The 25,747-nt window shown below is 45.5% G+C and carries 22 protein-coding genes; 7 read left to right on the top strand and 15 right to left on the bottom strand.

The genetic code is table 11. The annotated features are described in order from the left end of the window. Positions 1-28 precede the first annotated feature (28 nt). The 4 genes from ppnN to queF all read right to left on the bottom strand — a co-directional run bounded on the left by ppnN (position 29) and on the right by queF (position 6,653). Positions 29-1,405 (bottom strand): nucleotide 5'-monophosphate nucleosidase PpnN, encoded by a 1,377-nt coding sequence (gene ppnN / locus FR741_RS11840; protein WP_005391372.1) that lies wholly within the window; start codon positions 1,403-1,405, stop codon positions 29-31. A gap of 290 nt (positions 1,406-1,695) precedes the next feature. After that, the gene (locus tag FR741_RS11835; protein WP_167426831.1) at positions 1,696-3,261 is read right to left on the bottom strand and encodes a GGDEF domain-containing protein; all 1,566 of its coding nucleotides are present in this window, start codon (positions 3,259-3,261) and stop codon (positions 1,696-1,698) included. 98 nt (positions 3,262-3,359) lie between these two features. Beyond that, positions 3,360-5,642: a tetratricopeptide repeat protein gene (locus FR741_RS11830; RefSeq protein ID WP_005391368.1), complete on the bottom strand. Its 2,283-nt coding sequence runs from the start codon at positions 5,640-5,642 to the stop codon at positions 3,360-3,362. Positions 5,643-5,807: 165 nt separating this feature from the next. Then, positions 5,808-6,653 carry an NADPH-dependent 7-cyano-7-deazaguanine reductase QueF gene (gene queF, locus FR741_RS11825; protein ID WP_167426830.1) on the bottom strand — a complete coding sequence of 282 codons (846 nt, stop codon included), beginning with the start codon at positions 6,651-6,653 and terminating at the stop codon, positions 5,808-5,810. A 108-nt stretch (positions 6,654-6,761) separates the two neighbouring features. Here queF and syd point away from each other — a divergent pair, with 108 nt between their 5' ends. Further along, positions 6,762-7,307 (top strand): SecY-interacting protein, encoded by a 546-nt coding sequence (syd, locus tag FR741_RS11820; protein ID WP_053808745.1) that lies wholly within the window; start codon positions 6,762-6,764, stop codon positions 7,305-7,307. A 2-nt stretch (positions 7,308-7,309) separates the two neighbouring features. After that, positions 7,310-8,086 (top strand): Zn-ribbon-containing protein, encoded by a 777-nt coding sequence (locus tag FR741_RS11815; RefSeq protein ID WP_048626099.1) that lies wholly within the window; start codon positions 7,310-7,312, stop codon positions 8,084-8,086. Positions 8,087-8,197: 111 nt separating this feature from the next. On the opposite strand, the gene FR741_RS11810 is transcribed toward FR741_RS11815, so the two are convergent. From FR741_RS11810 to metN, 3 genes are read right to left on the bottom strand one after another with little or no spacing between them, the layout of a single operon-like run. Next, entirely contained in the window at positions 8,198-9,007 is an 810-nt protein-coding gene (locus FR741_RS11810) for a MetQ/NlpA family lipoprotein (protein ID WP_005391357.1), read from the bottom strand. A 32-nt stretch (positions 9,008-9,039) separates the two neighbouring features. Beyond that, positions 9,040-9,717 (bottom strand): methionine ABC transporter permease, encoded by a 678-nt coding sequence (locus FR741_RS11805; protein WP_005391355.1) that lies wholly within the window; start codon positions 9,715-9,717, stop codon positions 9,040-9,042. After that, positions 9,707-10,741, bottom strand: coding sequence for a methionine ABC transporter ATP-binding protein MetN (gene metN / locus FR741_RS11800; RefSeq protein WP_005391353.1), 1,035 nt, complete (start codon positions 10,739-10,741; stop codon positions 9,707-9,709). Before metN ends, FR741_RS11805 begins: the two co-directional genes overlap by 11 nt. A 341-nt stretch (positions 10,742-11,082) precedes the next feature. Here metN and gmhB point away from each other — a divergent pair, with 341 nt between their 5' ends. The 4 genes from gmhB to treC all read left to right on the top strand — a co-directional run bounded on the left by gmhB (position 11,083) and on the right by treC (position 16,061). Beyond that, on the top strand, positions 11,083-11,634 hold the full coding sequence (gene gmhB, locus FR741_RS11795; protein WP_048626100.1) for a D-glycero-beta-D-manno-heptose 1,7-bisphosphate 7-phosphatase: 552 nt from the start codon (positions 11,083-11,085) through the stop codon (positions 11,632-11,634). A gap of 103 nt (positions 11,635-11,737) precedes the next feature. Continuing rightward, complete coding sequence (treR, locus tag FR741_RS11790; protein WP_006743211.1) at positions 11,738-12,685, top strand: trehalose operon repressor TreR; 948 nt, start codon at positions 11,738-11,740, stop codon at positions 12,683-12,685. 178 nt (positions 12,686-12,863) lie between these two features. Further along, positions 12,864-14,288, top strand: coding sequence for a PTS trehalose transporter subunit IIBC (gene treB / locus FR741_RS11785; protein ID WP_005391342.1), 1,425 nt, complete (start codon positions 12,864-12,866; stop codon positions 14,286-14,288). A gap of 87 nt (positions 14,289-14,375) precedes the next feature. Further along, positions 14,376-16,061, top strand: coding sequence for an alpha,alpha-phosphotrehalase (treC, locus tag FR741_RS11780; protein WP_167426829.1), 1,686 nt, complete (start codon positions 14,376-14,378; stop codon positions 16,059-16,061). 101 nt (positions 16,062-16,162) lie between these two features. Here treC and FR741_RS11775 read toward each other — a convergent pair whose 3' ends face one another. From FR741_RS11775 to FR741_RS11765, 3 genes are all read right to left on the bottom strand, one after another. Beyond that, positions 16,163-17,062 carry a hypothetical protein gene (locus tag FR741_RS11775; protein ID WP_167426828.1) on the bottom strand — a complete coding sequence of 300 codons (900 nt, stop codon included), beginning with the start codon at positions 17,060-17,062 and terminating at the stop codon, positions 16,163-16,165. Between the two features lie 131 nt (positions 17,063-17,193). Further along, positions 17,194-18,714, bottom strand: coding sequence for a winged helix-turn-helix domain-containing protein (locus FR741_RS11770; protein WP_150916406.1), 1,521 nt, complete (start codon positions 18,712-18,714; stop codon positions 17,194-17,196). Between the two features lie 90 nt (positions 18,715-18,804). Next, positions 18,805-19,407, bottom strand: coding sequence for a YitT family protein (locus FR741_RS11765; RefSeq protein WP_031780204.1), 603 nt, complete (start codon positions 19,405-19,407; stop codon positions 18,805-18,807). Between the two features lie 347 nt (positions 19,408-19,754). On the opposite strand from FR741_RS11765, the gene glyA reads away from it, so the two are divergent. Continuing rightward, positions 19,755-21,005: a serine hydroxymethyltransferase gene (gene glyA, locus FR741_RS11760; protein WP_005391333.1), complete on the top strand. Its 1,251-nt coding sequence runs from the start codon at positions 19,755-19,757 to the stop codon at positions 21,003-21,005. Between the two features lie 448 nt (positions 21,006-21,453). Here the strand turns inward: glyA and lipA are convergent, their stop codons facing one another. The 5 genes from lipA to FR741_RS11735 all read right to left on the bottom strand — a co-directional run bounded on the left by lipA (position 21,454) and on the right by FR741_RS11735 (position 25,745). Continuing rightward, positions 21,454-22,419: a lipoyl synthase gene (gene lipA / locus FR741_RS11755; RefSeq protein WP_005391329.1), complete on the bottom strand. Its 966-nt coding sequence runs from the start codon at positions 22,417-22,419 to the stop codon at positions 21,454-21,456. Beyond that, the gene (gene lipB / locus FR741_RS11750; protein WP_005391320.1) at positions 22,416-23,078 is read right to left on the bottom strand and encodes a lipoyl(octanoyl) transferase LipB; all 663 of its coding nucleotides are present in this window, start codon (positions 23,076-23,078) and stop codon (positions 22,416-22,418) included. Before lipB ends, lipA begins: the two co-directional genes overlap by 4 nt. A 176-nt stretch (positions 23,079-23,254) precedes the next feature. Then, entirely contained in the window at positions 23,255-23,533 is a 279-nt protein-coding gene (gene ybeD, locus FR741_RS11745) for a DUF493 family protein YbeD (RefSeq protein ID WP_005384135.1), read from the bottom strand. 139 nt (positions 23,534-23,672) lie between these two features. Next, complete coding sequence (locus FR741_RS11740; RefSeq protein WP_012842069.1) at positions 23,673-24,851, bottom strand: serine hydrolase; 1,179 nt, start codon at positions 24,849-24,851, stop codon at positions 23,673-23,675. 90 nt (positions 24,852-24,941) lie between these two features. Further along, positions 24,942-25,745 carry a septal ring lytic transglycosylase RlpA family protein gene (locus FR741_RS11735; RefSeq protein WP_046874297.1) on the bottom strand — a complete coding sequence of 268 codons (804 nt, stop codon included), beginning with the start codon at positions 25,743-25,745 and terminating at the stop codon, positions 24,942-24,944. Between the last annotated feature and the right edge of the window lie 2 nt (positions 25,746-25,747).

Here is a 25,747-nt window from a genome sequence, read left to right as displayed (position 1 = left end):
GCCCCTAGTGTAACGAATGCTAGCCTGACTATCGACCACCAATTTCTGGGTGAGCGATGCGATAACACGGTTCGTAGTCTGAACCGCCAGGTAATTTCATTCGGTGTTGTTCGACAAAGTCTTGTAGTAACTTATCGAGCTTTTTCATTAGCACAGGATCACCGTGAATGGTGAAAGGGCCTCGACGTTCGATTTCTCGAATTCCTTCGGCTTTCACGTTACCAGCCACGATACCGGAGAAGGCTTGACGCAGGTTGGCCGCTAAGACTTGAGGTTCTTGATCTAAGCTTAAATCCAATTGCTCCATCGACTCATGAGTTGGATCGAATGGTAACTGGAAGTTAGGCTCGATTTTTAATGACCAGTTAAAGCTATAAGCATCGCCTTTTTCTTTTCGGTGAAGGCGTACAGAGTCCATTGAGCGCTTCATGATACGTGCCACTTCTGCCGGATCGTCAATGACGATCTCGTAATGCTTTTGACCTTCTTCGCCAAGTGTATCGCGAACAAACTCGTCGATAGAGCGGAAGTACTCTTCACTCTCTTTTGGTCCTGTTAACACGATAGGCATTGGCTGATCGGCGTTGTCTGGGTGCATCATAATGCCAAGAATATACAGCAACTCTTCTGCAGTGCCCGGACCACCAGGGAAAATCACAATGCCATGCGCCATACGTACAAAGGCTTCCAAACGCTTTTCGATGTCCGGCATGATAACCAGCTCATTCACGATTGGGTTTGGTGGCTCGGCTGCAATAATCGAAGGCTCGGTTAAACCAAGATAACGTTGCTGAGTATAACGCTGCTTCGCATGTCCGATAGCGGCACCTTTCATTGGCCCTTCCATCGCACCAGGGCCACAACCCGTGCAGATATTAAGTTCACGCAAGCCAAGCTCGTTACCGACTTCACGTGTGTATTGATATTCCACGCCATTGATAGAGTGACCACCCCAACACACGACGAGGTTTGGCTCGATACCTGGTGTGAGTGCTCTGGCATTACGCAGAATACCGAACACGAGGTTAGTGATGTGAATTGGGTTCGTTAGGTTGAGTCGTTGTGCGTCTGCTAAATGCATATTGACATAAACGATATCGCGTAACACGGAGAACAGATGCTCTTGGATACCTTTAATTATCTCGCCATCGACAAAGGCGTGCTCAGGTGGGTTAGTCAGCTCAAGCTTAATACCACGCTCGCGGCGCACTACGTTGACATCAAACGACTGGTGTTTATCGAGCAGCTCTTTCGAGTTATCGGTATGACTGCCGGAGTTCAACACCGCTAACGTGCAGTTGCGGTACAGTTGATAAAGTTCACTCGAGGCCGTGTTTTTTAAGCGCTCTACTTCTAATTGAGATAGCAAGTCCATGCTACCAGCGGGGCTTATATGGGTAATCATAACGCCTCCTTGTGTTGCATTATTTTGAGGGAAAGTACCAACTCACCTTTTTGGGTTATACGTATGGTTTGATGAAAGGCAGTTGGCCGATTTGGTTTTATGGTTATTGACTCCCAAGCAACCTCAAGATGGTACATTCGCGTTCTGTAAATGCATCATCTTGAAGTGACTTGGGTTTTTACAGCTTAGCAGACTGAAAGGGAAGAAATGTGATAACTCGTTGAAAATGGGTGGTTATAAAGCGTAAATTGCGCCAATTCTGGTTTGTTTGTTCGCTTTTTGTACGAAATCTAGCTCCAGTTAAGCTGATTTGTTCCACGTTTTTTAGCGTCCGCAAGCATCTTGCCGAGTCGATCGAGTACATACTCTGGCGTATCGGACTCTTTAAAAGAGGTCGACACAGCCGCTAGGGTGATCATGATATTTTGCTCACGGAACTTAAATGGTAATTGGCTAATATCACGCTGGATATGTTTAATGAGATCCAGTGTGTATTCTTCAGATTGTTCTGGAACGAGTAAAATAAACTCTTCGCCACCAAAGCGAGCTACCGTTTCAGTTTCTGATACGCGTTTATTAATGGTGCGAGCGATGATCTTCAACGCTTTATCACCAGCCGTATAGCCATAGCTGTCATTCACCGCTTTGAAGTTATCAACGTCAAACAACACTACACGCAGATTCTGTTGAGAGCGAATCCAACGCCGATACTCTAACTCTAGTCGGTCATTAAATGCGGTGCGGTTATAGACTTTAGTCAGAGGGTCTAGCAACATGCGCTGAGCTTGGTCATCTAAGCGTCGACGATGATCTTGGGTGGTTTCAAACACGGCTTCGAGCTGGTTCTTACTGTAATTCAAACGCTCTTGCAGCGCTTGTTCTCGTTCTTCCGTCATTTTAAGTCGCTCTGTCAGCGACGCCATTTTCGCAAGTAACGGGGCGATTTCTTTTTTTACATCCGCTAGATCTTGAGCTTGGTTGAGCGATAGTTGACTCAATTCAACCAGACTGTTCATTTCTGTGTTGAGCTCTCGGCGGTGCTCAAAGTAGGTATGATGTTGGTCGACGTTCTGATGAACGGTTTTTAGGTTACTTGCGAGAGAAGTGTTCAGCTGATCAAGGAATTGGCTAGATGCTTCGCGCTCGAACTTTGTTGCTTCGACAACCAATTTCAGCGTTGAGAGCGTAAGCTCAATGAGAGACTCTGCACTCACGCCAAGAAGCAGCTTAGCCCGAATATCGAGCAACCTATCTCCCGTTTCTCCCTCAAAATCCAGCTCGGTGATGGTATGTTGTAGATCGCTGGCTAAGCACTCAAGTTGAGACTTATCAGGATTATTCTCAAACTCACTGAGATGCAAACGCGAGTTGGAAGTGATGATTTTCAGAGCGCGTTCGTAAATGCTCAGTAGCTTAGTGGCTTGATCGGCTTTATTGCTGGCATGAGCTTCTGAGAAACTCATTAAGTTCCGTAGTTCACGTTTTAACTGCGCAGGTAAACCTGTGACACGTTGGAGTGTTTCACCACTGTGTTTGATTTGTTCGTCTAGGTAGCCGTTCTGTTTGTCCATCGTCTTCGACTGCTGTTTGAGCATTCTCTCTAATACCGCTAAACGTGGGATAAGAGTACTGATATCTTTTTGATGTTGCAGCTCTTGTTGGATTTCAAACAGGTAATTGGATACCTGGGTATTCGAACCCTGGCAAGCTGAAGACAATGATGCCACAACGCGTTTAAGAACTTGTTGTTCACGTTTGAATTTGAGTGAAGTATCACGATGTGTCAGTCTGAGTTGGTCAAGTTGACAACTCAGCTGATGAAGCTGCGACTGAATATCGGATTCCAAGATTCCCATGAAGTGACTACGGTTAAGTCCATGTACTACTGACAATTATCCGATAATAACAAAAAACGTTATAGCGTCATTAGTTATTATGTCTAACAGGCGTTTAATTATCCATTTTTTAATATTTTCTTGATGTCGTCCTCATTCTTGTAGGACGAATGGATCTTAATCAGGCCTTGGCTAATGGCATGCTGACAGGCGGTTCTTATGTTACCCGTTGCAAAGCTCGCGGCGGGTGCGTTATCGATGGCTTTCAAGAAAACCCAGTGGCTTTGCTTATCCTTCAAGCTGACTTCTCGCGCAATGTGAGTCGCAAGCAGCAACAGATCGAGTAATTCCTCGTCGTTAATTGCAGTGTAGGCTCGTGGTAAGAACGGATAATCGCTGATACCCATGCGAATAATACGGTTGACGTTGTGTTGTTGAGCGAACTCATCCACCCAAGTCTGGAATTTCTCGAACATGACTTCGGCAGAAGCATCACGGTCAGCATTCGGTTCTATGTAGAGTAGGTTTGCATCTGAGAAATGGTAAAGACGCGACGGTTTTTCTATCTTTTCCGCTAGGAAGTCACCAAATGCGCGCTCCAGCTCCAGGCCTGCTTTATAACCGTTGTGGACGTACATGCTTCGTAGGAATGGCAAGTCGATCATGACAAAGCGCAGGCGGTCGTTAAGTGGCTCGTGGATCAATTCGCCCATTTGCCATTGCTCGAAAGTTTCGCTCGACTTTTTCAATGAGCGAGACAGCTTAACGTTCAGCATACGCAAGTTACGCAAACGGGAACGAGAGTGAGTGAAGAGATCATTGCGCAGTTTTTCGATTTCACTTGCTTGGCGCTGCATGATCACGCCGCGGCGCATAATGAACAAAAACATCACCAACACAGTAATAAACAATGCGAATGAGATTTTCTGGAATTTGCGGTGTTCCCTTTCCACTTGCTCAAGGCGTTCCGATTGACCAATATAGTGGATGGTTTGTTCAGCAAACTCTTTTTGTTGGCGGAATGCATCCTCACTGATTTGGTTGAGCTGTTTTTGCTCTAAACGCACAAGGTTGGTGTATTTCTTATAAGCCTGCAGAGAAAGTTGGTATTCGCCTGCCTGCTCGTAACCAAGCCCGAGTAAGCGGTAAGACTGCTGCTTAATGAAGTTGTTATTTTCAGGTGACTTTTCAGCAAGTGCTAACGCCAGCTTTGCATTGGTAATGACGTTTTTACTGTCGTTTTGATGATAAGCCAGGCCTGACTGAAGCAATGCTGCCTTTGCTTCAAGCTTAGGAATGTCAGTGTATTCTAAAAGCTCTTTAGATCGGTCTAGGTATTGTTCTGCTAGCGCGTAATTGTAGAGTTGCAGATAGGTAGCCGCCAAGCTTAAGCGAATCTTAATGATCCGATTAATGTTCTTACTGGTGCTTTCATGGTCCAGCACGTTGAAGTAGTGCACCAAGGCAAGGTTAAACTTGCCTTGGTAAAAATAAATGTCACCCATTTGCTCAAGGACATCCGCTAGGATGGGAGAGCTAGGGTAGGAGTCATAGAAGTCTGCGGCTTGAGATAAGTATTCGATCGCTTTGTCGTAAACTCGGCGCTCTTGGAAGAGCCTCGCCAACAGGCGATTAACTTTTGCTAACCTTGCGCCACTGTCACTCTCAATAGATTGCCAATAACCGTAAAGCAGTTCCGACAAAGCCAAATTGTATTTCTTGCTATTCAGATAAAACTCGCCGACGGCTGTGTAATAGTCGATCAAGGCTAAGTCAGATCGGCTGTCTTCAAGCATAGTTTTGGCTTGAGAATACAAACTTTCCGCTTTAATCAGATCGCCACTATGTGAAGCGAGGAGCGCTCTTTGCATCACTAATCGATAGCGAACGCTGTCGGTCCGTTGCAATACCGCATCAGCTTCATCGAGTTGCTGCTCAATTTGGTTAAGCGTGTCTTCAGCTTTTGAGTAGTTTTTGTCGTACATCCAAATCATTTGGTTGCGCATCAGCTGGAGATCTAAATCCATGTACGGCAATTGATATTCTTGCGCTAAGCGCTCGGCTTTGTTTAGGTGTTCGATAGCCGAACGAACGTTACCCATGGCGTAGTCTGCCTGAGCGATAATCTTGTGTGCTTCGATGGTGCTGCTTGGTGTGCGAACGCTACGATCGGTCTCGTCACGAGACATAGCAGAAGGGCTGTCACTCTCTTTGCGTTCCGTTAGCTCACGTTGTGACAAGTAGTTGGTTGCCGCTTGTTTTGCTTGTGATGGCTCTATTTCCGCCAATTGTTGTGCTTCGTTGAGTAACGCGGACGATAAAATGGTCGCATGAAGCGGCTGTACAAACAGCAAGCAAAGAAAGCCAATCAACTTGAATAGACGCGAACTGTCCCAAAACATCCTTTCGTTCCCTCGAACTGTTTTTAGATATGGCGGATAACGGTAAAAGACCTCAACAAGCCCCTTAAATGCAGGTTGAAGCCATTTGATATAGTAACATGCTTGGACAATAAAAACGTCCGGTAACCCTTTAGATTACCGAACTTATTTCTGTCACTAACGCGATTACTGACGAGCCATGCGGTGGTTGCGATCTGGCTTGTCTTGTTCCGTTGAGCGGTACGGGTTGATGTCCAAGCCACCACGGCGCGTGTAGCGGGCAAATACGGTCAGTTTGCTTGGTTGGCAGTATTTCATTAGATCCGTAAAAATACGCTCAACACATTGTTCGTGAAATTCGTTGTGCTCGCGGAAAGATACCAAGTAACGCAGCAGTTTCTCGCGATCTATTTTCGCACCTTGGTAGCGAATTTCTACACTGCCCCAGTCGGGTTGATTGGTGATCAAACAGTTTGACTTCAATAGATGGCTATGTAGGATTTCTTCCACTTGCTCTTCACCTGCTGCGCCTTCAAGCAAATCGGCATCAAAATCGTAACTGGTGATGTCAATGTCTTGGTCATCAATGCATTCGCCTTCCATTGTCACAATAGGCTGATTGGTGTAGTGAGTAACCGGGTTCACCTCGACCAACACCTTTTCACCGGCACATTCAGATAGGTCTTGCGTTAAACGTTCTTCAACTTCTTCCCAGCTTGCAAAGCGGGTTTGGTTATAGCTGTTTAAGTACAGTTTGAAAGACTTCGACTCAATCAAGTTTGCACTGGTGGCTGGAATGTATACTTCGCCAACGGCCACTTGTGGTAAGCCTTTACTATTTAACCAAGAGAGTTCGTACAGCGTCCAAATGTCGTGGCCCATAAAAGGAAGGCTTTCGCCTAACTGAAGGTCATCTCGGTTTAGGCTACGAGGAACTGGTTGCAGCAAGCTTGGGTCGTATTGGTTCGCATACTCGGTCTTTTTACCTAGTGTTAGGCCAGCAAGCTCTTTAGCGTCAGAATATTTGCTCATACTTTGTGGTCGTTTTCGATTAGAATGGCGAGAATTTTACTGAATCCGCTGGTCAATTGCCATCCGGCAAACACGGCTATCTGATAAATAAGGAATGAGGAGACCTTCATGACCCAAAACGTTACTCAGGCGCTACAAGAGTTCAGCCTGCGCTACCAACAAGCTTGGCAAGCTAAATATAATGAGTTGCCAAGCAGTGAAGAGCTTGCAGATCTTGTTTCTCCTTGTGTCGAAGAGAAGCGTGATGGAAAGGTGCTTTGGAAAGCGGTCGCACGTGATGAAATGGCCGATTTCACTAATGTGGAAAATGCGATTGAGTTGTCACTGCAAGATGATGTAAAAGCCTTTTATGGTTCTCAATACAGCGCCGATATGGAGGCAACTTGGCAAGGTAATTCGTTGACGCTGCTGCAAGTGTGGAGCGATGATGATTTTGTGCGCCTACAAGAAAATATTCTTGGTCATTTGGTGACGCAACGTCGCCTGAAACTTAAACCAACGGTATTTATCGCGGCGACAGATGAGGAAATGGATGTAATCTCTATTTGTAACCTCACTGGTAATGTGATTTTAGAGCGTTTAGGTACGTCTAAACGCGATGTGCTGGCGGATTCATTGGCTGAGTTCTTGAGCAAGTTAGAGGCCGCTGTCTAAATATGTACGTTGTTGAGTTGCAGTTTGAGTGTTTTGATAACACCACCGTCAGCGCGGTAGACAAAGCCATTAATGGCTTGATGGATGCGTTGCGTTACAACGGCCAAGTACTAGGCCGTGAATTCCCGATAGTGATGGGAGATGGCGAGTTTTATGTTCGTGTCGTTTGCCCAGAGCAAGACAGTTTGCATCCACGTTATCACTCAGATTTTGTCAAAGTGTGCATGAACCGTTTGTCAGACGCGTCTTTGCTTGCACCGAAAATGCGTATGCTTGGCCGTGATTTAAATTCAGAACAAGCGGCCGAAGAAGAGACACCTAGCTGGCAAGTGTTGTACACGACTTATGTTCATACGTGTTCGCCATTGCGCAGTGGGGAAACGTTGTTGCCGATTCCTTTGTATCGCAATGAGCCGACGCTAAATGGTGACCATAAAGCCGTCATCAAATGGCAGACAGAATGGCAAGCGTGCGATGAAATCCAAATGGCTGGCGGGTGCCGTGCAGAGCATGCGGCGCTGCACGAGATTTGCGATGTAGACAGCGTGTTGTTCCGCAGAGGTTGGGATTTGCGAGGTCGTATCGAATACATCACCAAGGTTCCAACATACTATTACCAGTATCGCGTGGGCGGTCAGTCGCTGGAGAGCGAGAAAGCGCGCAAGTGCCCAAAATGCGGTGGAGAGTGGCTACTCGATGAGCCACTACATGACATATTTCACTTTAAGTGTGATGACTGCCGAATCGTGTCGAATATCTCTTGGGACCACCTAAAGTAACTAATTGAGGTTAGTTAAATGGTTAGATAGAGAAATAAAAAGGGCTGATGTTTTCACATCAGCCCTTTTATGTTCAGACTATTATTTTCAGTACGGTTTAGAAAAGTGGGATTACCAACCTTTCACTACGCCGCCTTTGAATAGCTCTTTTGCCGCTTCGTAAACTTCTTCCGTTTGATAAGCTTTTACGAAGTTTTGTACGTTTTGCGCATTAACATTTTCTTCGCGAGCAACAATTAGGTTTACGTATGGTGAGTCTTTATCTTCAACGAACACGCCGTCACGCTCTGGCGATAGGTCGATAGAGCTTGCGTAAGTGGTGTTGATGATAGATAGCGTTACGTCATCCAATGAACGTGGAAGTTGTGGCGCTTCTAACTCAATGATTTCGATATTTTTAGGGTTGCCTACGATGTCACGTACTGTAGCGAGTAGACCAACGCCATCACGTAACGTAATCAAACCTTGTTGCTCAAGAAGCAGCAGTGAGCGACCTAGGTTTGTTGGATCGTTTGGTACTGCGATGCGTGCGCCATCTTGGATTTCATCGATTGACTTCACTTGCTTAGAGTAACCAGCAATAGGGTAAACGAATGAGTTACCCGCGATAGCCAGTTTGTAGCCGCGGTCTTTCACTTGTTGGTCTAGGTATGGTTTATGTTGGAACGCATTCGCGTCTACTGAACCATCATCCAGAGCGGCATTTGGCGTTACGTAATCGGTAAATGTTACTAACTCAACGTCTAGGTTGTACTTTTCTTTTGCTACTTTAGCTGCCACTTCGGCAACTTGTGCTTCAGCACCAGCAATAACGCCAACTTTTACTTTATTTACGTCTACTTCTTTGTCGCCACAACCCGCTAGAACAAGAGCAGAAGCGGCTGTTGCTACAGTCAAAAGACCTTTAAGGCTAAATTTCATCTTTATCTCCTTATAATTTGTATTTTCAATGCTTATCTGTGGTCTACACGGCGCACCACTGCGTCACCGATAGACTGAATAATCTGTACTAGAACAATCAGCATCACGACAGTCACAGCCATGATAGTTACATCGTAGCGGTGGAAACCGTAACGGATGGCTACGTCGCCGAGGCCGCCGCCGCCTACCGTGCCCGCCATGGCCGAGTAGCTAACGAGAGTGACTAAGGTGATCGTTACTGAGTTAACAATAGTCGGCATTGCTTCAGGTAGTAGAACTTTTGTGATGATCTGTGTTGGTGTCGCCCCCATTGATTGTGCCGCTTCCACCAAGCCTGTTGGTACCTCTAACAAAGCACCTTCAATAAGACGGGCAACAAACGGAATGGCACCAATAGTCAGTGGGACGATTGCTGCGGTTGTACCGATAAAGGTTCCAACTAGCATTTTTGTCACTGGAATAATCGCAACCATCAGGACGAGGAATGGCACAGAACGACCAATGTTAACGACAGCGCCTAAGCTGCTATTTAGTTTGGTGTTTTCAAGTAGGCCGCCTTTCTTAGTAATATGGAGGATTACGCCTAATGGAATACCCACGGCAAAGCCGACTAATCCGGCAACCGCAACCATGTAAAGCGTTTCCCACGTTGCACCTAAAAGTAGTTTGCTGTTTAAACTCAGCCATTCAGAAATTGTGTTAAAGGACATAACCAAGTACCTCTACTTTTACGTTGTGCTTACGCAGGTATTCCAATGCTGCGTTATCATCTTCTTCGTTACCAAATAGCTCTGCGACCATCATGCCGAATTTCACGCCGCCAGCGTAATCAAGATCGGAGCTCAAAATACTCACATCAATATTGTATTTACGAGAAATTTGCGACATTAACGGTGCATCGACGGTTGCGCCAGTAAACTCTAAGCGAACCAACGGGTAGCTGCCATCAACACGCTCTGCTTGCAGACGTGCTTGGTAATCTTCAGGAATGGATAGATCCAGCGTTGAGCGAATGAATTGGTGCGCCAGCTCCGTTTTAGGGTGCGCGAAAATATCGCCAACGGTGCCTTTCTCCACCAACTCACCACCACCGATGATCGCCACTTCGTGACAGATGCTTTTTACCACTTCCATTTCGTGGGTAATCAGTAGAATCGTGATGTTGAGTTTGCGGTTGATCTCTTTCAATAGCTCAAGGATAGATTGAGTCGTTGCAGGATCCAGTGCGCTAGTGGCTTCGTCACACAGTAGTACGCTTGGATCGGATGCCAATGCGCGAGCAATCGCCACACGTTGTTTTTGGCCGCCACTTAAGTTCGATGGGTAGCTCTCGTGTTTGTCGGCTAAGCCAACAAGTTTTAGTAACTCAGTGACTTTTGTTGTGATTTGCGATTTGTCTTTGCCTGCCAGTTCCAGTGGTAGCGCCACGTTATCAAACACAGTACGAGACGAGAGCAGATTAAAATGCTGGAAGATCATGCCGATGTTACGGCGCGTTTCGACCAACTGCTTTTTGCTGAGTTTTGTTAAATCAATGCCATCAACGATGATGGAGCCAGATGTTGGTGCTTCTAACATGTTTACGCAGCGGATCAGCGTACTTTTACCAGCACCAGATGAACCGATAACACCGAAGATGGTGCCCTTGGCGATGTGTAGGTTAATGTCTTTCAGGGCAAGGATTTCCTTACTGCCTTGGTAGAACACTTTATTGACGTTTTTTATTTCTATCATGTTTCAACCTGCCCAAAGATACGGGGAACTTCGCTGTCAAAAACGGCCTTTGACAGAACTTAATGTTGAGCTTTATCTCACTTCTCAGTTGATGCTATGGGTTAACCAGAATGAAGTCAATAGATATTTTTACGTCTAGACGTCTAAATGTATGGATGTTCTGTTTTGAAGAGAATGAGGAGTAAGTTACGAGGAGAAGATAAGTGGAGAGCCCACTCAGAATTACCGATTCTTGCCCAACAAATCAACTGTTTTGTCGAGGCCTAGAACGAATTAGATAGTGTTGAAGTTTATAAGGTATGTAATAATCTGATTAAACCGAGTTAATAGAGAAATATGTTTTGGCAAAACCTGCTGTTTTTATCGATCGTGATGGCGTGATAAACGTTGACCACGGCTACGTTCATGACGAACATGATTTTGAGTACATTGATGGTGTATTTGAAGCGACGAAAGCGCTGAAAGATCAAGGTTACCTCTTAGTGCTAGTGACGAATCAATCGGGCATCGCACGTGGTAAATTCAGTGAAGACCGTTTCTTGTCTCTGACTCAATGGATGGACTGGAACTTTGTTGATCATGGTGTTGAGTTTGATGGTATCTACTACTGCCCACATCACCCTGAACATGGCATTGGCGATTACAAGCAGGATTGTGATTGCCGCAAGCCTAAACCTGGTATGTTTATCTCTGCTCGCGACTTCTTGAAAATCGACATGGAAAAATCTGTGATGATTGGTGATAAAGCCGAAGACATGATGGCAGCAGAAGCCGCGGGCGTTGGTACCAAGATTTTGGTGCGCACAGGTAAGCCTGTTACTGAGCAAGGCGAAGCATTAGCAACGGTTGTGCTTGATAGTGTTGCTGACGTGCCTGCATATCTAAAGAAATAATCTGCACAATTCGCATATTTAAGGGAAGCGTTTGCTTCCCTTTTCTCTTATTACTGTTAAAGTTCAGTCACCTAAGCATTCATCCACTCTAGTTTGATCACTTATGAGCAAAAAACTCACTATTCTTGATATCGCGAAATTGGCAGGCGTTGGCAAATCAACAGTAAGCCGTGTGCTTACTAACGATCCAAAAGTGAAACCTCAAACGCGAGAGAAAGTAGAGCAAATCATTCGTGAATCTGGTTATGTACCGTCCAAATCTGCGCAATCAATGCGTGGCGGTAGCCAAAAAGTCATTGGTGTTATCATCTCCCGTCTGGACTCACCATCCGAAAATCGTGCTGTTGGTACAATGCTCAATGCATTGTATTCCGCTGGTTATGATGCGGTGATCATGGAGAGTCAGTTTGACCGAGACAAAACCAATGAGCACTTGAGTGTGCTTAAGCGTCGCAATGTGGATGGCGTGATTGTATTTGGGTTTACTGGATGCGATGAGCAAGCCTTAGCCGAGTGGGGCAATCGCATTGTGGTGATTGCGATGGATACCGATAACGTCTCTTCCATCAATTATGATAACCAAGGCGTGATAGACATGGCTTTGTCTCACCTTGAGCAGCAATCTTTATCTCGCATTGCTTATATTGGTGTTGATCCCGAAGATAAAACCACAGGCTTGGCTCGTTTAAATGCTTACAAAGCTTGGTGTCAGCGCAAGCAACTTACGCCTTGCTTCCAAACCGGTAAGCTTAGCCATGAAAGTGCTTATCAGTTGGTGGACCACGTTCTGAAAGCAGACACGCAAGCTATTGTGTGTGCCAGCGATACCATTGCATTGGGCGTAATCAAGCGTCTTCAAGAGTTAGGTCGTGAAGACGTGGTCGTGACAGGCGTGGGTGGTAACGAGTTGCTTTCTTTCCTTTTCCCTAAAGTATTTAGTGTCGATCCTGGTTATACCCTTGCGGGTGAAAAGTCCGCTAAAATGCTGATTAATCAATTAAATGGCGATGAAGAAGTCGTTCACTTCACTCAACAACCTATTTGCCGCTAATCCACACTACAACGATTTGCTCTAAAATTATACTGTGATCATTCTCAATTAATGGGACTGTTCCCATTTTGTTTTTTGTCTTTGAGTGGCAATATTAAAATTAAGAAATGGGAATGTTCCCATTTATAAAAAAATAAAATGATGAATCGAATGTATCCAATACAGGGTGGACAAAGTTATGAGTAAGATTGCGCGTAAAGACGTGGAGCGTCTTATTGAGCTGGTCGGGGGGCCGGACAATATTGCCAGTGTAAGCCACTGTTTAACTCGCTTGCGTTTTGTTCTAAACGATACGGACAAAGCAGATACAAAACAGTTAGAAGCATTACCGATGGTGAAGGGCTGCTTTACCAACGCAGGTCAATTCCAAGTCGTCATCGGCACTGAAGTTGATGAGGTTTACAAAGTACTGATCGAGCTAAGCGGTAAAAGTGAAGCGAGCAAAGACGAATCCAAGAATGCTGCTCGCCAAAACATGAATATCGTTGAGCGTGGTATTTCCCACCTTGCAGAAATCTTTGTACCACTGTTGCCTGCGATCATTACTGGTGGTTTGATTCTTGGTTTCCGTAATGTGATTGGCGACATCAAAATGTTTGATGGTCAAACCCTAACGGAAATCAGTCAGTTTTGGGCGACTGTTCACTCATTCCTATGGTTAATTGGTGAAGCGATTTTCTTCTTCCTACCCGTTGGTGTGTGTTGGTCGACCGTGAAAAAGCTCGGTGGTACACCGATTCTGGGTATCACGCTTGGTGTAACTTTGGTTTCGCCGCAGTTAATGAACGCCTACCTGATTGGTAAGCAAGTACCTGAAGTGTGGGACTTTGGGTTGTTTGCGATTGAGAAAGTCGGTTACCAAGCGCAGGTGATTCCCGCGATGTTAGCAGGTATCGCACTAGCGTTTATCGAAACACGCTTAAAACGCATCATTCCGTCTTACCTTTACCTAGTAGTAGTACCGTTTGTTTCTATCATTGTGTCTGTGATTCTTGCGCACTCTATCATTGGCCCATTCGGTCGTATGTTGGGTGACGGCGTAGCATTCGCAGCAAAAGCAGCCATGACGGGTGACTTTGCGATGATTGGTTCAACCATCTTCGGCTTCTTATACGCGCCACTTGTGATCACAGGTATCCACCACACAACCAACGCCGTTGACTTGCAGTTGATGCAAGAATTAGGTGGCACGCCGATTTGGCCTTTGATTGCACTATCGAACATTGCTCAAGCATCGGCAGTGGTTGGCATCATTATCATCAGTAAAAAGCAGGATGAGCGTGAAATCTCAGTGCCAGCAGCGATTTCTGCCTACCTTGGCGTAACAGAGCCGGCGATGTACGGCATCAACTTGAAATACAAGTTCCCAATGTTGAGTGCGATGATCGGTAGTGCATGTGCTGCTGCTATCTGTGGTAGTGCGGGCGTCATGGCGAACGGTATCGGTGTGGGCGGCTTGCCGGGCATCTTATCTATCCAGCCGCAGTTCTGGGGCATCTTTGCTCTGGCGATGTTGGTCGCGATGGTGGTACCCGCTGCATTAACGTTACTTCTTTATAAGCGTGCACAAGCGAAAGGTGAGCTTGAGGCGGCAAACGCGTAATTCAATTTGAGGCAGTGACTTGGCTGCCTCCTCCTATTTTTCTTTTCAAATTTTAAGTTTCCGATTACTGGTAAGTGAGTGTTAGAAATGGCTATGACCAAGCATGATGAGAGCTGGTGGAAAACCGCAACCATCTATCAAATTTACCCAAAAAGCTTTTGTGACAGCGGCAGTAAAGGCACGGGCGATATTAAAGGGATCATTTCTAAACTGGATTATCTAAAACATCTCGGTGTGGATGCGATTTGGCTGACGCCAGTGTATCAGTCTCCAATGGTTGATAACGGTTATGACATCTCCGATTACTACGCGGTCAACCCCGAGTTCGGCACGATGCAAGATTTCGATACCCTGTTGTCAGAGGCTCATCAGTTGGGCATTCGAATCATCATGGACATCGTGGTCAACCATACTTCGACAGAACACAAGTGGTTCCAATCTGCGTTAGGTGATAAAAACAGCCCTTACCGTGATTACTACATCTGGAAAGATCCGGTTGATGGCGTAGAGCCCAACAACTGGCAATCGAAGTTTGGAGGCAATGCTTGGGAATTGGATGAAGCGACAGGGCAGTACTACTTGCACCTTTTTGCTAAAGAGCAGGCGGATTTGAACTGGGAAAACCCAGTGGTGCGCGAAGAAGTCAAAGAAGTCATCAGCTTCTGGGCAGACAAAGGCGTGGATGGTTTCCGTCTTGATGTCATCAACCTGATTTCTAAACAACAAGATTTCCCAAGCGATGATATTGGCGATGGCCGTCGTTTCTATACTGATGGTCCTCGCGTGCACGAATATCTGCAAGAAATCAGCGAAGCCGTGTTTCAAAAATACGGCAGCGTGACGGTGGGTGAAATGTCTTCCACCACGCTAGAGCACTGCCAGCAATACTCTTCGCTAGACGGCAAAGAGCTATCCATGGTGTTCAACTTTCATCATCTGAAAGTCGATTATCCGAATGGTGAAAAATGGACTAAAGCGCCTTTTGATTTCATTCAGTTAAAGCAGATCTTCAACCATTGGCAAACGGGCTTAAATGGCAAAGGGTGGGGGGCGTTGTTCTGGTGTAACCACGACCAGCCACGCGTTGTGAGCCGATTAGGTAACGACGAGCAATACCGTGTTGAATCTGCCAAGATGCTTGCGGCATCAGTGCACATGATGCAAGGCACACCTTATGTTTACCAAGGGGAAGAGATTGGCATGACCAACCCAGGTTACACTGAGATCAGCCAGTACCGCGACGTAGAAAGCACCAACATGTACGACATCATGGTTAACCGCGATGGTGTATCACACGAGGAGATGATGGCGATTTTGGCGCAGAAGTCGCGTGATAACTCACGTACGCCAATGCAATGGAATAGCCAAAAGCACGCTGGTTTTACCGAAGGCACACCGTGGCTTGAAGTGGCGCAGAATTACTCTGAAATCAACGCAGAAGCAGCGGTTGCTGATTTGAACTCGGTGTTCTACTTCTACAAACGTTTGATTGAGCTACGTAAACAGGTTCCGGTGATCACCGATGGCCGTTATGAAGATTTATTGCCAGAGCATCAACGCATTTTTGCTTACGCTCGCCAGAACGACAAACAAACGCTGCTGTGTATCAACAACTACTACGCTGAAGAGGTGGAATGCGTTCTGCCAGAGCGTTTTGATATGAATAAAGCGAAAAACTTGCTATCCAACTATCAAAACTCAGCGAGTGCAGTCGCGTCAAACCATCAAGTATTACGACCTTACGAAACTCGTATTTTATTGATAGAAGAATAAACTCGGGTGTCACCCCCTAAGATTGATGTTCGAGATAAAGGCTTTGGTGTGCTCCCCAAAGCCTTTTTTATTGAGATGCGAGATACTTGTGGAGTACAGGCTTATTTTGTTTCAATTGCTGTTAGCAGCACTTTCTCTTCATTGATTTGTACTTGTTGTACTTTTAGCAGCTCGATTTGCTCAATCAGACCTAAGCTCGGGTTAAACCAACGTTCTGCCGAAGTGGCGAACTCCATTGAGTCCATATCATTGCAGTTTAGGTTGTAAGTATTTTCTTCCGTCAGGTACGCCGCTTCAATTTTCTTGCTTGAAATCGAGAACGTTTTACGTACGCCAGTCTCTCGGATTTGCTGTTGCCAAACCACTTGGCAAGATGCTGTCATTGGCAGGTTTTGCACCCACTCATGATCTTCAAAACTGTCTAGTAGGTTGTGAACTGCGTAGCCTGTTAGAGTGGTTTGCAGAGATATGGTCTCTTCACCGATATCAATGTTCGGGCTTTTCTCTTTTACGTCGTCACCGTTGAGACGGAAAATAGGGCTGCTGTGCATCAGCATGGCAACAAACTGCTGGTTAATGGAATAAGCATCGGTGACTTCATGAAGTGCGCCATCAGAGCCTGCAAAATAAAGCGTATTGCCCTCTTCATCGTCGTTGTACTGTTCGTCAGAATAGTAGAACTGTTTGGCGCCGTAGTTCACCAAGTCATTAACCAACTGGACCATTGCTTCGCTGTTTGGGATTTGTGCCAATGCTGCCAACAATTGCTCGTTATCCATCGCTTGGAAACTCAGTTTCATCTCGCCTTCAGGTTGGCCATCCAGGCTAAACGCGTAGTTTAGTTGTGTGCTTGGCGTGGGAGCGAAGATTGAGTTTTGAATCGCGATGTCGAAACTTTCTTGAGGCACTTTGTTTGGATTAGCACTGCCAGAAGATGAACCACCGCCACAGCCGTAAAGAGCCAGAGTTGCTGCTGCGATAAGCGTCATTTTGTTTAGCATGGTTTACATTCCTGATTGATTAGGCCGCTTCATGTTGGGCCGTTGCTTGAATGCGAGCATGCTAAGTTTAATGAGCTAAAAAGGGCAAAAAACAAAAGCTAATAGGGCTTAACGAAAGCTTAATTTTATGTTTAGGTCTTTGTTTTATTTGGGCTTATTTCGTTAGCTACGTTGGTGCAATACTCGTTGATGAGCGCTTTCCATCGGCTGATAATTTCTTGATCGGTCAAACTGACATGCAACGTTTTCCATGGTTGAAGGCAAGTTTCTTTCGATTCAGATTGAGAAAGACGTTCAAACAATGTCTCGGAAGGTAAAACGCGCAGCAGTGCCACCAGTGATTCCATGTAGTTGAGACGGAACTGTTCGAGTTTGTTTTGTTTATAAGCGATGTGAGACACAAACGTATAAATCAGCGCGTTTTGAATACGTGAGTCGCCATCTGGAGTGGTCAGCAGAACTTTTGCTCGGTCTAGGTTACCTAGTTTGAAATGCAATACGCCCAACCAGAGGCTTAGCTCATCTGGCAAAACATCGAACGACGACTGCACTTGCGTCAAATACGCTTCCAGCTTTTGAGGTTCTTGCTCGTACAAAGCGAGATGCCTTGCGGTTGTGATCGCTGCAAACTCATCAGCTTGTTGGAGAGGTTGGTTAGAAAAGACATTCTCAAACAGCATTTTTTGATGAACGTCTGACAGCTGCCATGTGCTTGCCGAAGGTGCAGGCAAGTTGAAGTATTGCGCGACATCTGAGTGAATTTGGAAGATATCCGATTGTAGGTCGGATAAGCGCAGTGTGTATTCGTTGCGAAACGCCAGTTTCCCTGTCGCAGGATAAATAAGGTTCATCTGAGCTTTCAAGGTGCCTTGCTCTGCGCCGTCTTTTAACTCTATGTTGAGTTCGTAATCACTGGTCTGCATGTTTCGCGCGCCAGGGAAATACGGCGTATGACCGATAGGATCAAGAAAGTAACTGGGAGCGTCTTGGTTGGCGATGTCGGTGTATGGATATTCGACCTGTTGTTGCAGCAAGATGGCTTTGACCAGTATGCGATATTTTCTTGCTTGGGAGCCAATCGCATCGACACGGTTGAGCAGCAACTCGACTTTGGGGATAAGTAACTGATGACGTGTTTGCTGCGTTGAAATCTCTTGGCGTTGCCATAACAAGCTTGCGAGCGTCACGCTACAAACCACAAGTACGGCACATAAGCTATAAGCCAAAATCAGCTTGATGTTCTTACGGTTCGCAACTTGAGCTGTAATAGCACGTCGATGGTTTTTCGCTGGTGGCACTAAACGGATATTCGCTGGGTTTAGAAAGTAACCTTTGCGAGGATAAGTGACCAAGAGCTTAGTCGCATCGTACTCGGGGAGATGCTGTTGTAGCAGCGCACGTAAGGTGCTAATGCGGTTAGTGAGTACATTCTTAGAGATGAATTTGCTCTGCCAAATGGTTTCGATAATGGTATCGGCAGAGAGCGGATGTCCCACGCTTGTTAGCAGCAGCTCTAATAACTCAATGGTACGAGGTTCGAGATCAATCGCGACAGTGTCTTGATGAAGAGTTTGTGTCTTCGGATTATAGACCAACTCGCCAATCGCAATACAACTGTGAGTTTGTTTGGCTTGTTGCAAAAAATCGCGCATACCGCACCGCGTTATTTGGAAATGGCGAAATATTATATAGCGATTGGAGCGCGAAATCTTATAAATTGCGCTCCAATTATCATCAAAAGTTTATGAACCGTAGGTCACGGAATAGCGATGAGGCTTGTGGTTCATCGCTAACACGACATTCAGTGCAAACGCGCCCAAAATCGAAAGACCAATTACTTCTGGAGTGACAAAGAAGAATGACGCAAACAGGATGCACGCATCGATTGCCATTTGGCTTTTGCCAACTGAAATGCCAAATTTGTCCTGAATAAATAAACACAGCACGTTAAAGCCACCTAAGCTGGAGCGATGTCGGAACAAGATCAGCATACCGAGTCCCATTAAAAGCCCACCTGCGACGGCACAATAAACTTCATTTACCGATTCGAGCGAGATTAGCAAATAAAGATGATCGGCAAAGATAGAAACCAAAGCGCCAGAAATGGCACTATTAATGGCGAAATGACGGCCGAAGCGTTTCCATGCTAGCAAGTAAAAGGGACTGTTTGCTAAAAAGTACAGCACACCAAACGTAAAAGGTGTAAATTGGCTAATAAGCAGAGCCAATCCTGTCGTCCCCCCTGTTAGGAGGTTTGCGGATTGGAGAAAGAAAACGCCTTGAGCTACCAAAAAGGTACCCGTGAGAATCGCTATCCAGTCTTCTTTTAATGAGTGTTTTTCCATCAATGTTGCAGTCATTAGTGATAAATAAGGCGTGCATAGTAGTAAAAAGATGATCTTTTCGGTAGCTAGAGGGTAAAATTTACGGTAAACCTATGTAATTGCTGTTTTACAGGGTGTAAAGCACAAAATTGACAGGCAGTAGATCGTCGTTATGCAATTGCAATGCGGGCGTGATACAGATTGCTTGCCATCATGAAAAAACTGCATGAGAAAAATTGTAAATTTCTCTTTATGACCCAGATCAAATTATGTAGAATGCGCGCCATTAGGGTGACGAAAACGTTTGCGTAGGGTCATTCAACAGTTTTTTTGCAACTTTCAGTACTAATCTGAGTCAGGAGATACAGATGCTTAAGCGTGATATGAACATCGCAGATTACGATGCGGAACTGTTCGCAGCTATCCAGGAAGAAACTCTTCGCCAGGAAGAACACATTGAACTTATCGCTTCTGAAAACTACACAAGCCCACGTGTAATGGAAGCGCAAGGTTCTCAGCTAACGAACAAATACGCTGAAGGCTACCCAGGCAAGCGTTACTACGGCGGTTGTGAGTACGTAGATAAAGCGGAACAACTTGCTATCGACCGTGCATGCAAACTGTTCGGTTGTGAATACGCGAACGTACAGCCTCACTCAGGTTCTCAAGCAAACAGCGCGGTTTACATGGCGCTTCTTAACCCAGGCGATACAGTTCTAGGCATGAGCCTAGCGCACGGTGGTCACCTGACTCACGGTTCTCCAGTAAACTTCTCTGGTAAGCACTACAACGTTATCCCTTACGGTATCGATGAAGCGGGTCAAATCAACTACGACGAGATGGAACAGCTAGCGCTTGAGCACAAGCCTAAGATGATCATCGGTGGTTTCTCTGCTTACTCGCAAATCGTTGATTGGAAGCGCATGCGTGAAATCGCGGACAAAGTAGATGCTTACCTTTTCGTTGATATGGCGCACGTAGCGGGTCTTATCGCAGCAGGCGAATACCCAACACCTGTTCCACACGCTCACGTGGTAACAACAACGACGCACAAAACACTAGCAGGTCCTCGCGGTGGTCTTATCTTGTCAAATGCTGGCGAAGATATGTACAAGAAATTGAACTCAGCAGTGTTCCCTGGTGGTCAAGGTGGCCCTCTAATGCACGTTATCGCTGGTAAAGCAGTAGCGTTCAAAGAAGCGATGGAGCCAGAGTTCAAAGCTTACCAAGCTCGCGTAGTGAAAAACGCAAAAGCAATGGTTGGTCAATTCCAAGAGCGTGGCTACAAAATCGTATCTAACGGCACAGAAAACCATTTGTTCCTTGTGGACCTGATCGACAAAGACATCACTGGTAAAGACGCAGACGCGGCACTAGGTGCAGCAAACATCACAGTGAACAAAAACTCGGTACCAAATGACCCACGCAGCCCATTCGTAACGTCTGGTATCCGTGTAGGTACGCCAGCGATCACTCGCCGTGGCTTCACTGAAGAAGATGCAAAAGAGCTAGCAAACTGGATGTGTGACGTTCTAGATAACATCGGCAACGAAGAAGTTATCGAAGCGACTAAACAGAAAGTGCTCGAAATTTGTAAGCGTCTACCGGTTTACGCCTAACTGTTCTTCATAGAATGAGTCGATTTCGGTGTCGAACATACTCATTTGCTCGCGCAAACTCCGTGTGTTCTCCTAGAACTCGACTCGTCTATTTTGAACATTGATATACTAAAGGTCCTCAATTGAGGGCCTTTTTGTTTGTCTGGCGTTTGGAATGAGATATAGCGAAGAGTGTGTGATAAGGAGATGGCTACCAACACTTGTCCCTTTCAATATATCCAAACCGCGTCATTCCGACGAGCCTAGGCGAGATCAGGAATCTTGTTGAGGCACACTCTTTTACTCAGCGTTTCCCAAAAAATCATCAGTACGTTGGAAACTGATTCTCAATAACGCTCGTTCCTCGCTGTTCAGAATGACGGAGGTAGAATGGCTTTTTATCACCATTTGACTGATACAAAAAAGGTTGGCACTGAGCCAACCTTTTCTCTTCAAAATAAGCGAGTGCTTATTTAATCTCGATGCCTTGAGCCTGCATATCGGCATGGTAAGAAGAGCGAACAAATGGACCACACGCTGCGTGCGTGAAGCCAAGCTCTAGTGCAACTTCTTTTAGCTCGTCAAACTCTGATGGCGGAACGTAACGCTCTACTGGCAAGTGGTGACGGCTTGGCGCTAGGTACTGACCTAGAGTTAGCATCGTTACGCCGTGTGCGCGTAGATCTTTCAGTACTTCGATGATTTCTTCTTTGGTTTCACCAAGACCCATCATCAAACCAGATTTGGTCGGTACATCTGGATGCTGCTCTTTGAACTTCTTAAGAAGCTCAAGTGACCATTTGTAGTTCGCACCTGGGCGAGCTTTACGGTAAAGACGTGGTGCTGTTTCTAAGTTGTGGTTGAAGACATCTGGCGGATTGTCTTTCATTAGATCAAGCGCTACATCCATACGACCTCGGAAGTCAGGAACCAGAGTTTCAATCTTAATATGCGGGTTTAATGCACGGATCTCGCGGTTACAGTCGGCAAAGTGCTGTGCACCACCATCACGCAGATCGTCACGGTCAACAGAAGTGATTACTACGTATTTCAGCTTCATATCGGCGATGGTTTTCGCCAGTTTTTGAGGCTCTTCTGCTTCCGGTGGTAATGGGCGGCCATGAGCAACGTCACAGAAAGGACAACGACGAGTACAAATAGCACCTAAGATCATGAAGGTAGCTGTACCGTGGTTAAAACATTCCGCTAGGTTAGGGCAAGATGCTTCTTCACATACGGAGTGAAGTTTATTCTTGCGCATCGCCGCCTTGATGTCTTGAATTCGTTGGCTGTCGGCTGGTAGCTTGATCTTCATCCAATCAGGCTTACGTAGCACTTCTTTCTGCTCTGTAGGCATGTTCTTTACGGGAATCAATGCCATTTTATCGGCGTCACGATATTTAACGCCTTTTTCCATCTGGATTGGTTTGCTCATGCTTTATTACCTTGAGAAGGTGCTTCTGTGCTGAATTCTACTTGCTCATAGTCGAGCAAAGTAACGAGTTCTTCTATTAATTGTTTTTCTACGGCTTCTACATTGTCTGGGCCGCCAAATTGGCTGACCTGAACCATTTCCATACCTTCATAACCACAAGGGTTAATACGCAGAAACGGTGTTAAATCCATATTTACGTTCAAGGCTAAGCCATGAAACGAGCATCCTTTACGAATGCGTAAACCGAGAGAGCATATTTTTTTACCGTCAACGTAAACGCCTGGTGCGTCAGGTCGCGCGGCCGAATCGATATTGTATGCTTTTAGCGTGTTGATCACGAGGTTCTCGATAGTGGTAACGAGATCTCGTACACCTAATTTTTTGCGGCGTAAGTTGATCAAGAAATAGGCGACCAACTGACCAGGGCCATGATACGTAACCTGGCCTCCGCGATCACTTTGTACAACAGGAATGTCACCAGTGTTAATAAGGTGCTCAGCTTTACCTGCCTGACCTTGCGTAAATACTGGGTTATGTTCTACCAACCAGACTTCATCAGGGGTTTCTTCTGTGCGTTGGTCGGTGAACTCATGCATCGCCTTCCATACAGGCTCATAGTCTTGGCGGCCAAGTCGTTTTACAACAAGTTGGTGTTGCATGGGAATTCCTGTTGCTAATATATAAAGTTTTTGGATTATAAACCGGATAACCCTGATGCTCTACCGCTGAGTAACAGATTTTTAACTGAAAGCGATGTAAAGTTTTGTTATCTAGTTGATAAATAAAAAGAAAGCAGCCGAAGCTGCTTTCAAAAAAAATTTAATCTATCAAAAAATTATAGAACCATGCGCACGATGTCAATTTCACCTAACTCTTTGTATAGCGTCTCAACTTGCTCGATAGACGTCGCAGTGATGTTGATTGATACCGAGTGGTAGTTGCCCTTAGCACTTGGTTTAACGGTCGGGCTGTAGTCACCTGGAGCATGGCGCTGAATAACTTCAAGAACAAGCTCTGGAAGTTCAGGCTTTGCATGACCCATTACCTTGTAAGTAAATGAACAAGGGAACTCAAGCAGGTCTTTTAATTTTGCATCAGAGTTGATGGTTAGCATATCGATAACTCCAGTAGATATTCGTTGCGGTGCGAAATAGTACAGTCAAATTAGGGGGAACTCAAGACGAGGATCTCAAACTTAAAAAGCCGCCCTTTCAGGCGGCTTTGCGAATAAGTTTGCTACTCTAACGTTCTTCTTAGAAGAAGCTCTTGAATAACAATACGATGTAATCCCACATGCGGCTAAATAGACTACCTTGCTCTACGGTTTCTAGTGCCATTAGTGGGTATTCGGCAATATCTTCACCATCGATCTGATAGTATAGCTTACCAACTACATCACCTTTATTAATTGGGGCTTCTAGCTCTTTTTCAAGGACGAAGCTGGCTTTTAGGTTTTTCGCTTCACCACGTGGTAGTGTTACGTAAGTATCTTGGTCAAGGCCCAACGCTACAGTGTCTTTGTTACCCATCCACACTTTTTCTTCAACGAACGTTTCACCTGCTTTGTGCGGTGCTACTGTTTCGAAGAAACGGAAGCCGTAGCTTAGTAGCTTTTTGCTTTCTGACTTACGAGCATTGGCATCTTTCGTACCCATAACGACCGCAACCAAACGCATTTGGCCTTCAGTTGCTGAACTTACTAGGCTGTAACCCGCATTGCTTGTGTGACCCGTTTTGATGCCATCAACGTTCATGCTCTTATCCCAAAGTAGACCGTTACGGTTGTATTGGGTGATGCCGTTGTAAGTAAATTTCTTCTCTGAGTACACGCGGTACTCATTTGGTACGTCACGGATCAGGGCTTTACCTAGCAATGCCATGTCGTATGGTGTCGAGTACAGCTCGGCGTTATCTAGACCATGAACGTTGGCAAAGTGCGAGTTCGTCATACCTAGTGTGTTGGCCCAAGCGTTCATTAGGTCAACAAACGCATCTTCTGAGCCTGCAATGTGTTCAGCCATTGCTACACAGGCATCGTTACCAGACTGGACGATGATACCGCGGTTTAGGTCACGTACTTTTACAGTTGTGCCCACTTCAATGAACATTTTTGATGATTCAGGGAAGTTTTTCGCCCATGCATTTTTACTGATGGTGACATCGTCATCTTCTGAGATATTACCACGCGCTAGTTCTTGGCCGATTACGTAGCTTGTCATCATCTTAGTCAGACTGGCTGGAGACAATTTTGTGTTCATCTCTTTCTCTGCCAGTACTTTACCTGAATGGTAATCCATCAGAACGTAGCCCTTCGCCGCGATTTGAGGGGCATCTGGAACAACGATAGGTGATGCAAGAGCAGATTGAGCGAAAGTTGCAGAAAGGGCAACCGAAGAAACGAGAATAGATTTCACAAACTTATTTTTATTCATGGTAATTCAAATTTTTGGGTTAACTGCGGACATCTTATCAGAATCCCCAGCTATGTAAGAGGGGATCGAGGAGAAATTCATGACACTAGGTCATTTGGCAGTGTTGTGTTTTTTAATAAATGCAGACGAATAGCCGAGCAACTTTACTTTATCTAGAGTGGCTTGCGTCAGGGAATAGTCAGTAAATGGCCCTAACAACAAGCGATAAGACTCTTTCGCATTTTCTAGGAAAGTTTCTGTATCCAATTTTTGACCAAGCTCGGTGCCTAAAGTTCGCGCGCGCTCTTCATTTTTTGATGATGCCACTTGAATAACGTACTTAGGGTGCGCTTCTAATGACTTTTTGTCCGTGGGCTGATTGATACTGATCACTTCAATTTCCACGTTCGCGGTGCCTGTTTTTATGACATCTAACTTATGTGCGGCGGCATAGCTTAAATCGATAATACGGCCATCGTGAAAAGGACCTCGGTCATTAACTCGTACTACGGTGGTTTTGCCGTTGTCAGTATTGGTAACTTTTACGTAACTTGGTAACGGTAGCGTTTTATGCGCCGCTGTCATTGAGTACATGTCATAGATTTCGCCATTAGAAGTCAAATGACCTTGGAACTTCTTCCCATACCAAGATGCGCGGCCTTTTTCTTTAAAGCCTTTGGCATCGCGAACTATTTTGTAGTCTTTGCCACGCAAGTGGTAATCCTTGTTGCCACCTAGGCTGTACGGTTCATATTTAGGGTGCGCATCCTCGATGTGTTCGACTGAAAGCGGTGTATCCGGTGCAACATCGGATTCGAGTTCGTAACGGCCTTCTTGTTCTTTTTGGCTAGTTGATGAACAGCCTGCCAAAATAAGAGCAGAGAAAACCAAGGAATATAAAGCGCGTTTTTGCATGT

The sequence above is a fragment of the Vibrio diabolicus genome, from assembly GCF_011801455.1.
Classification (GTDB): Bacteria; Pseudomonadota; Gammaproteobacteria; order Enterobacterales; family Vibrionaceae; genus Vibrio; species Vibrio diabolicus.
This window is presented reverse-complemented; position numbering and strand designations above follow the sequence as displayed.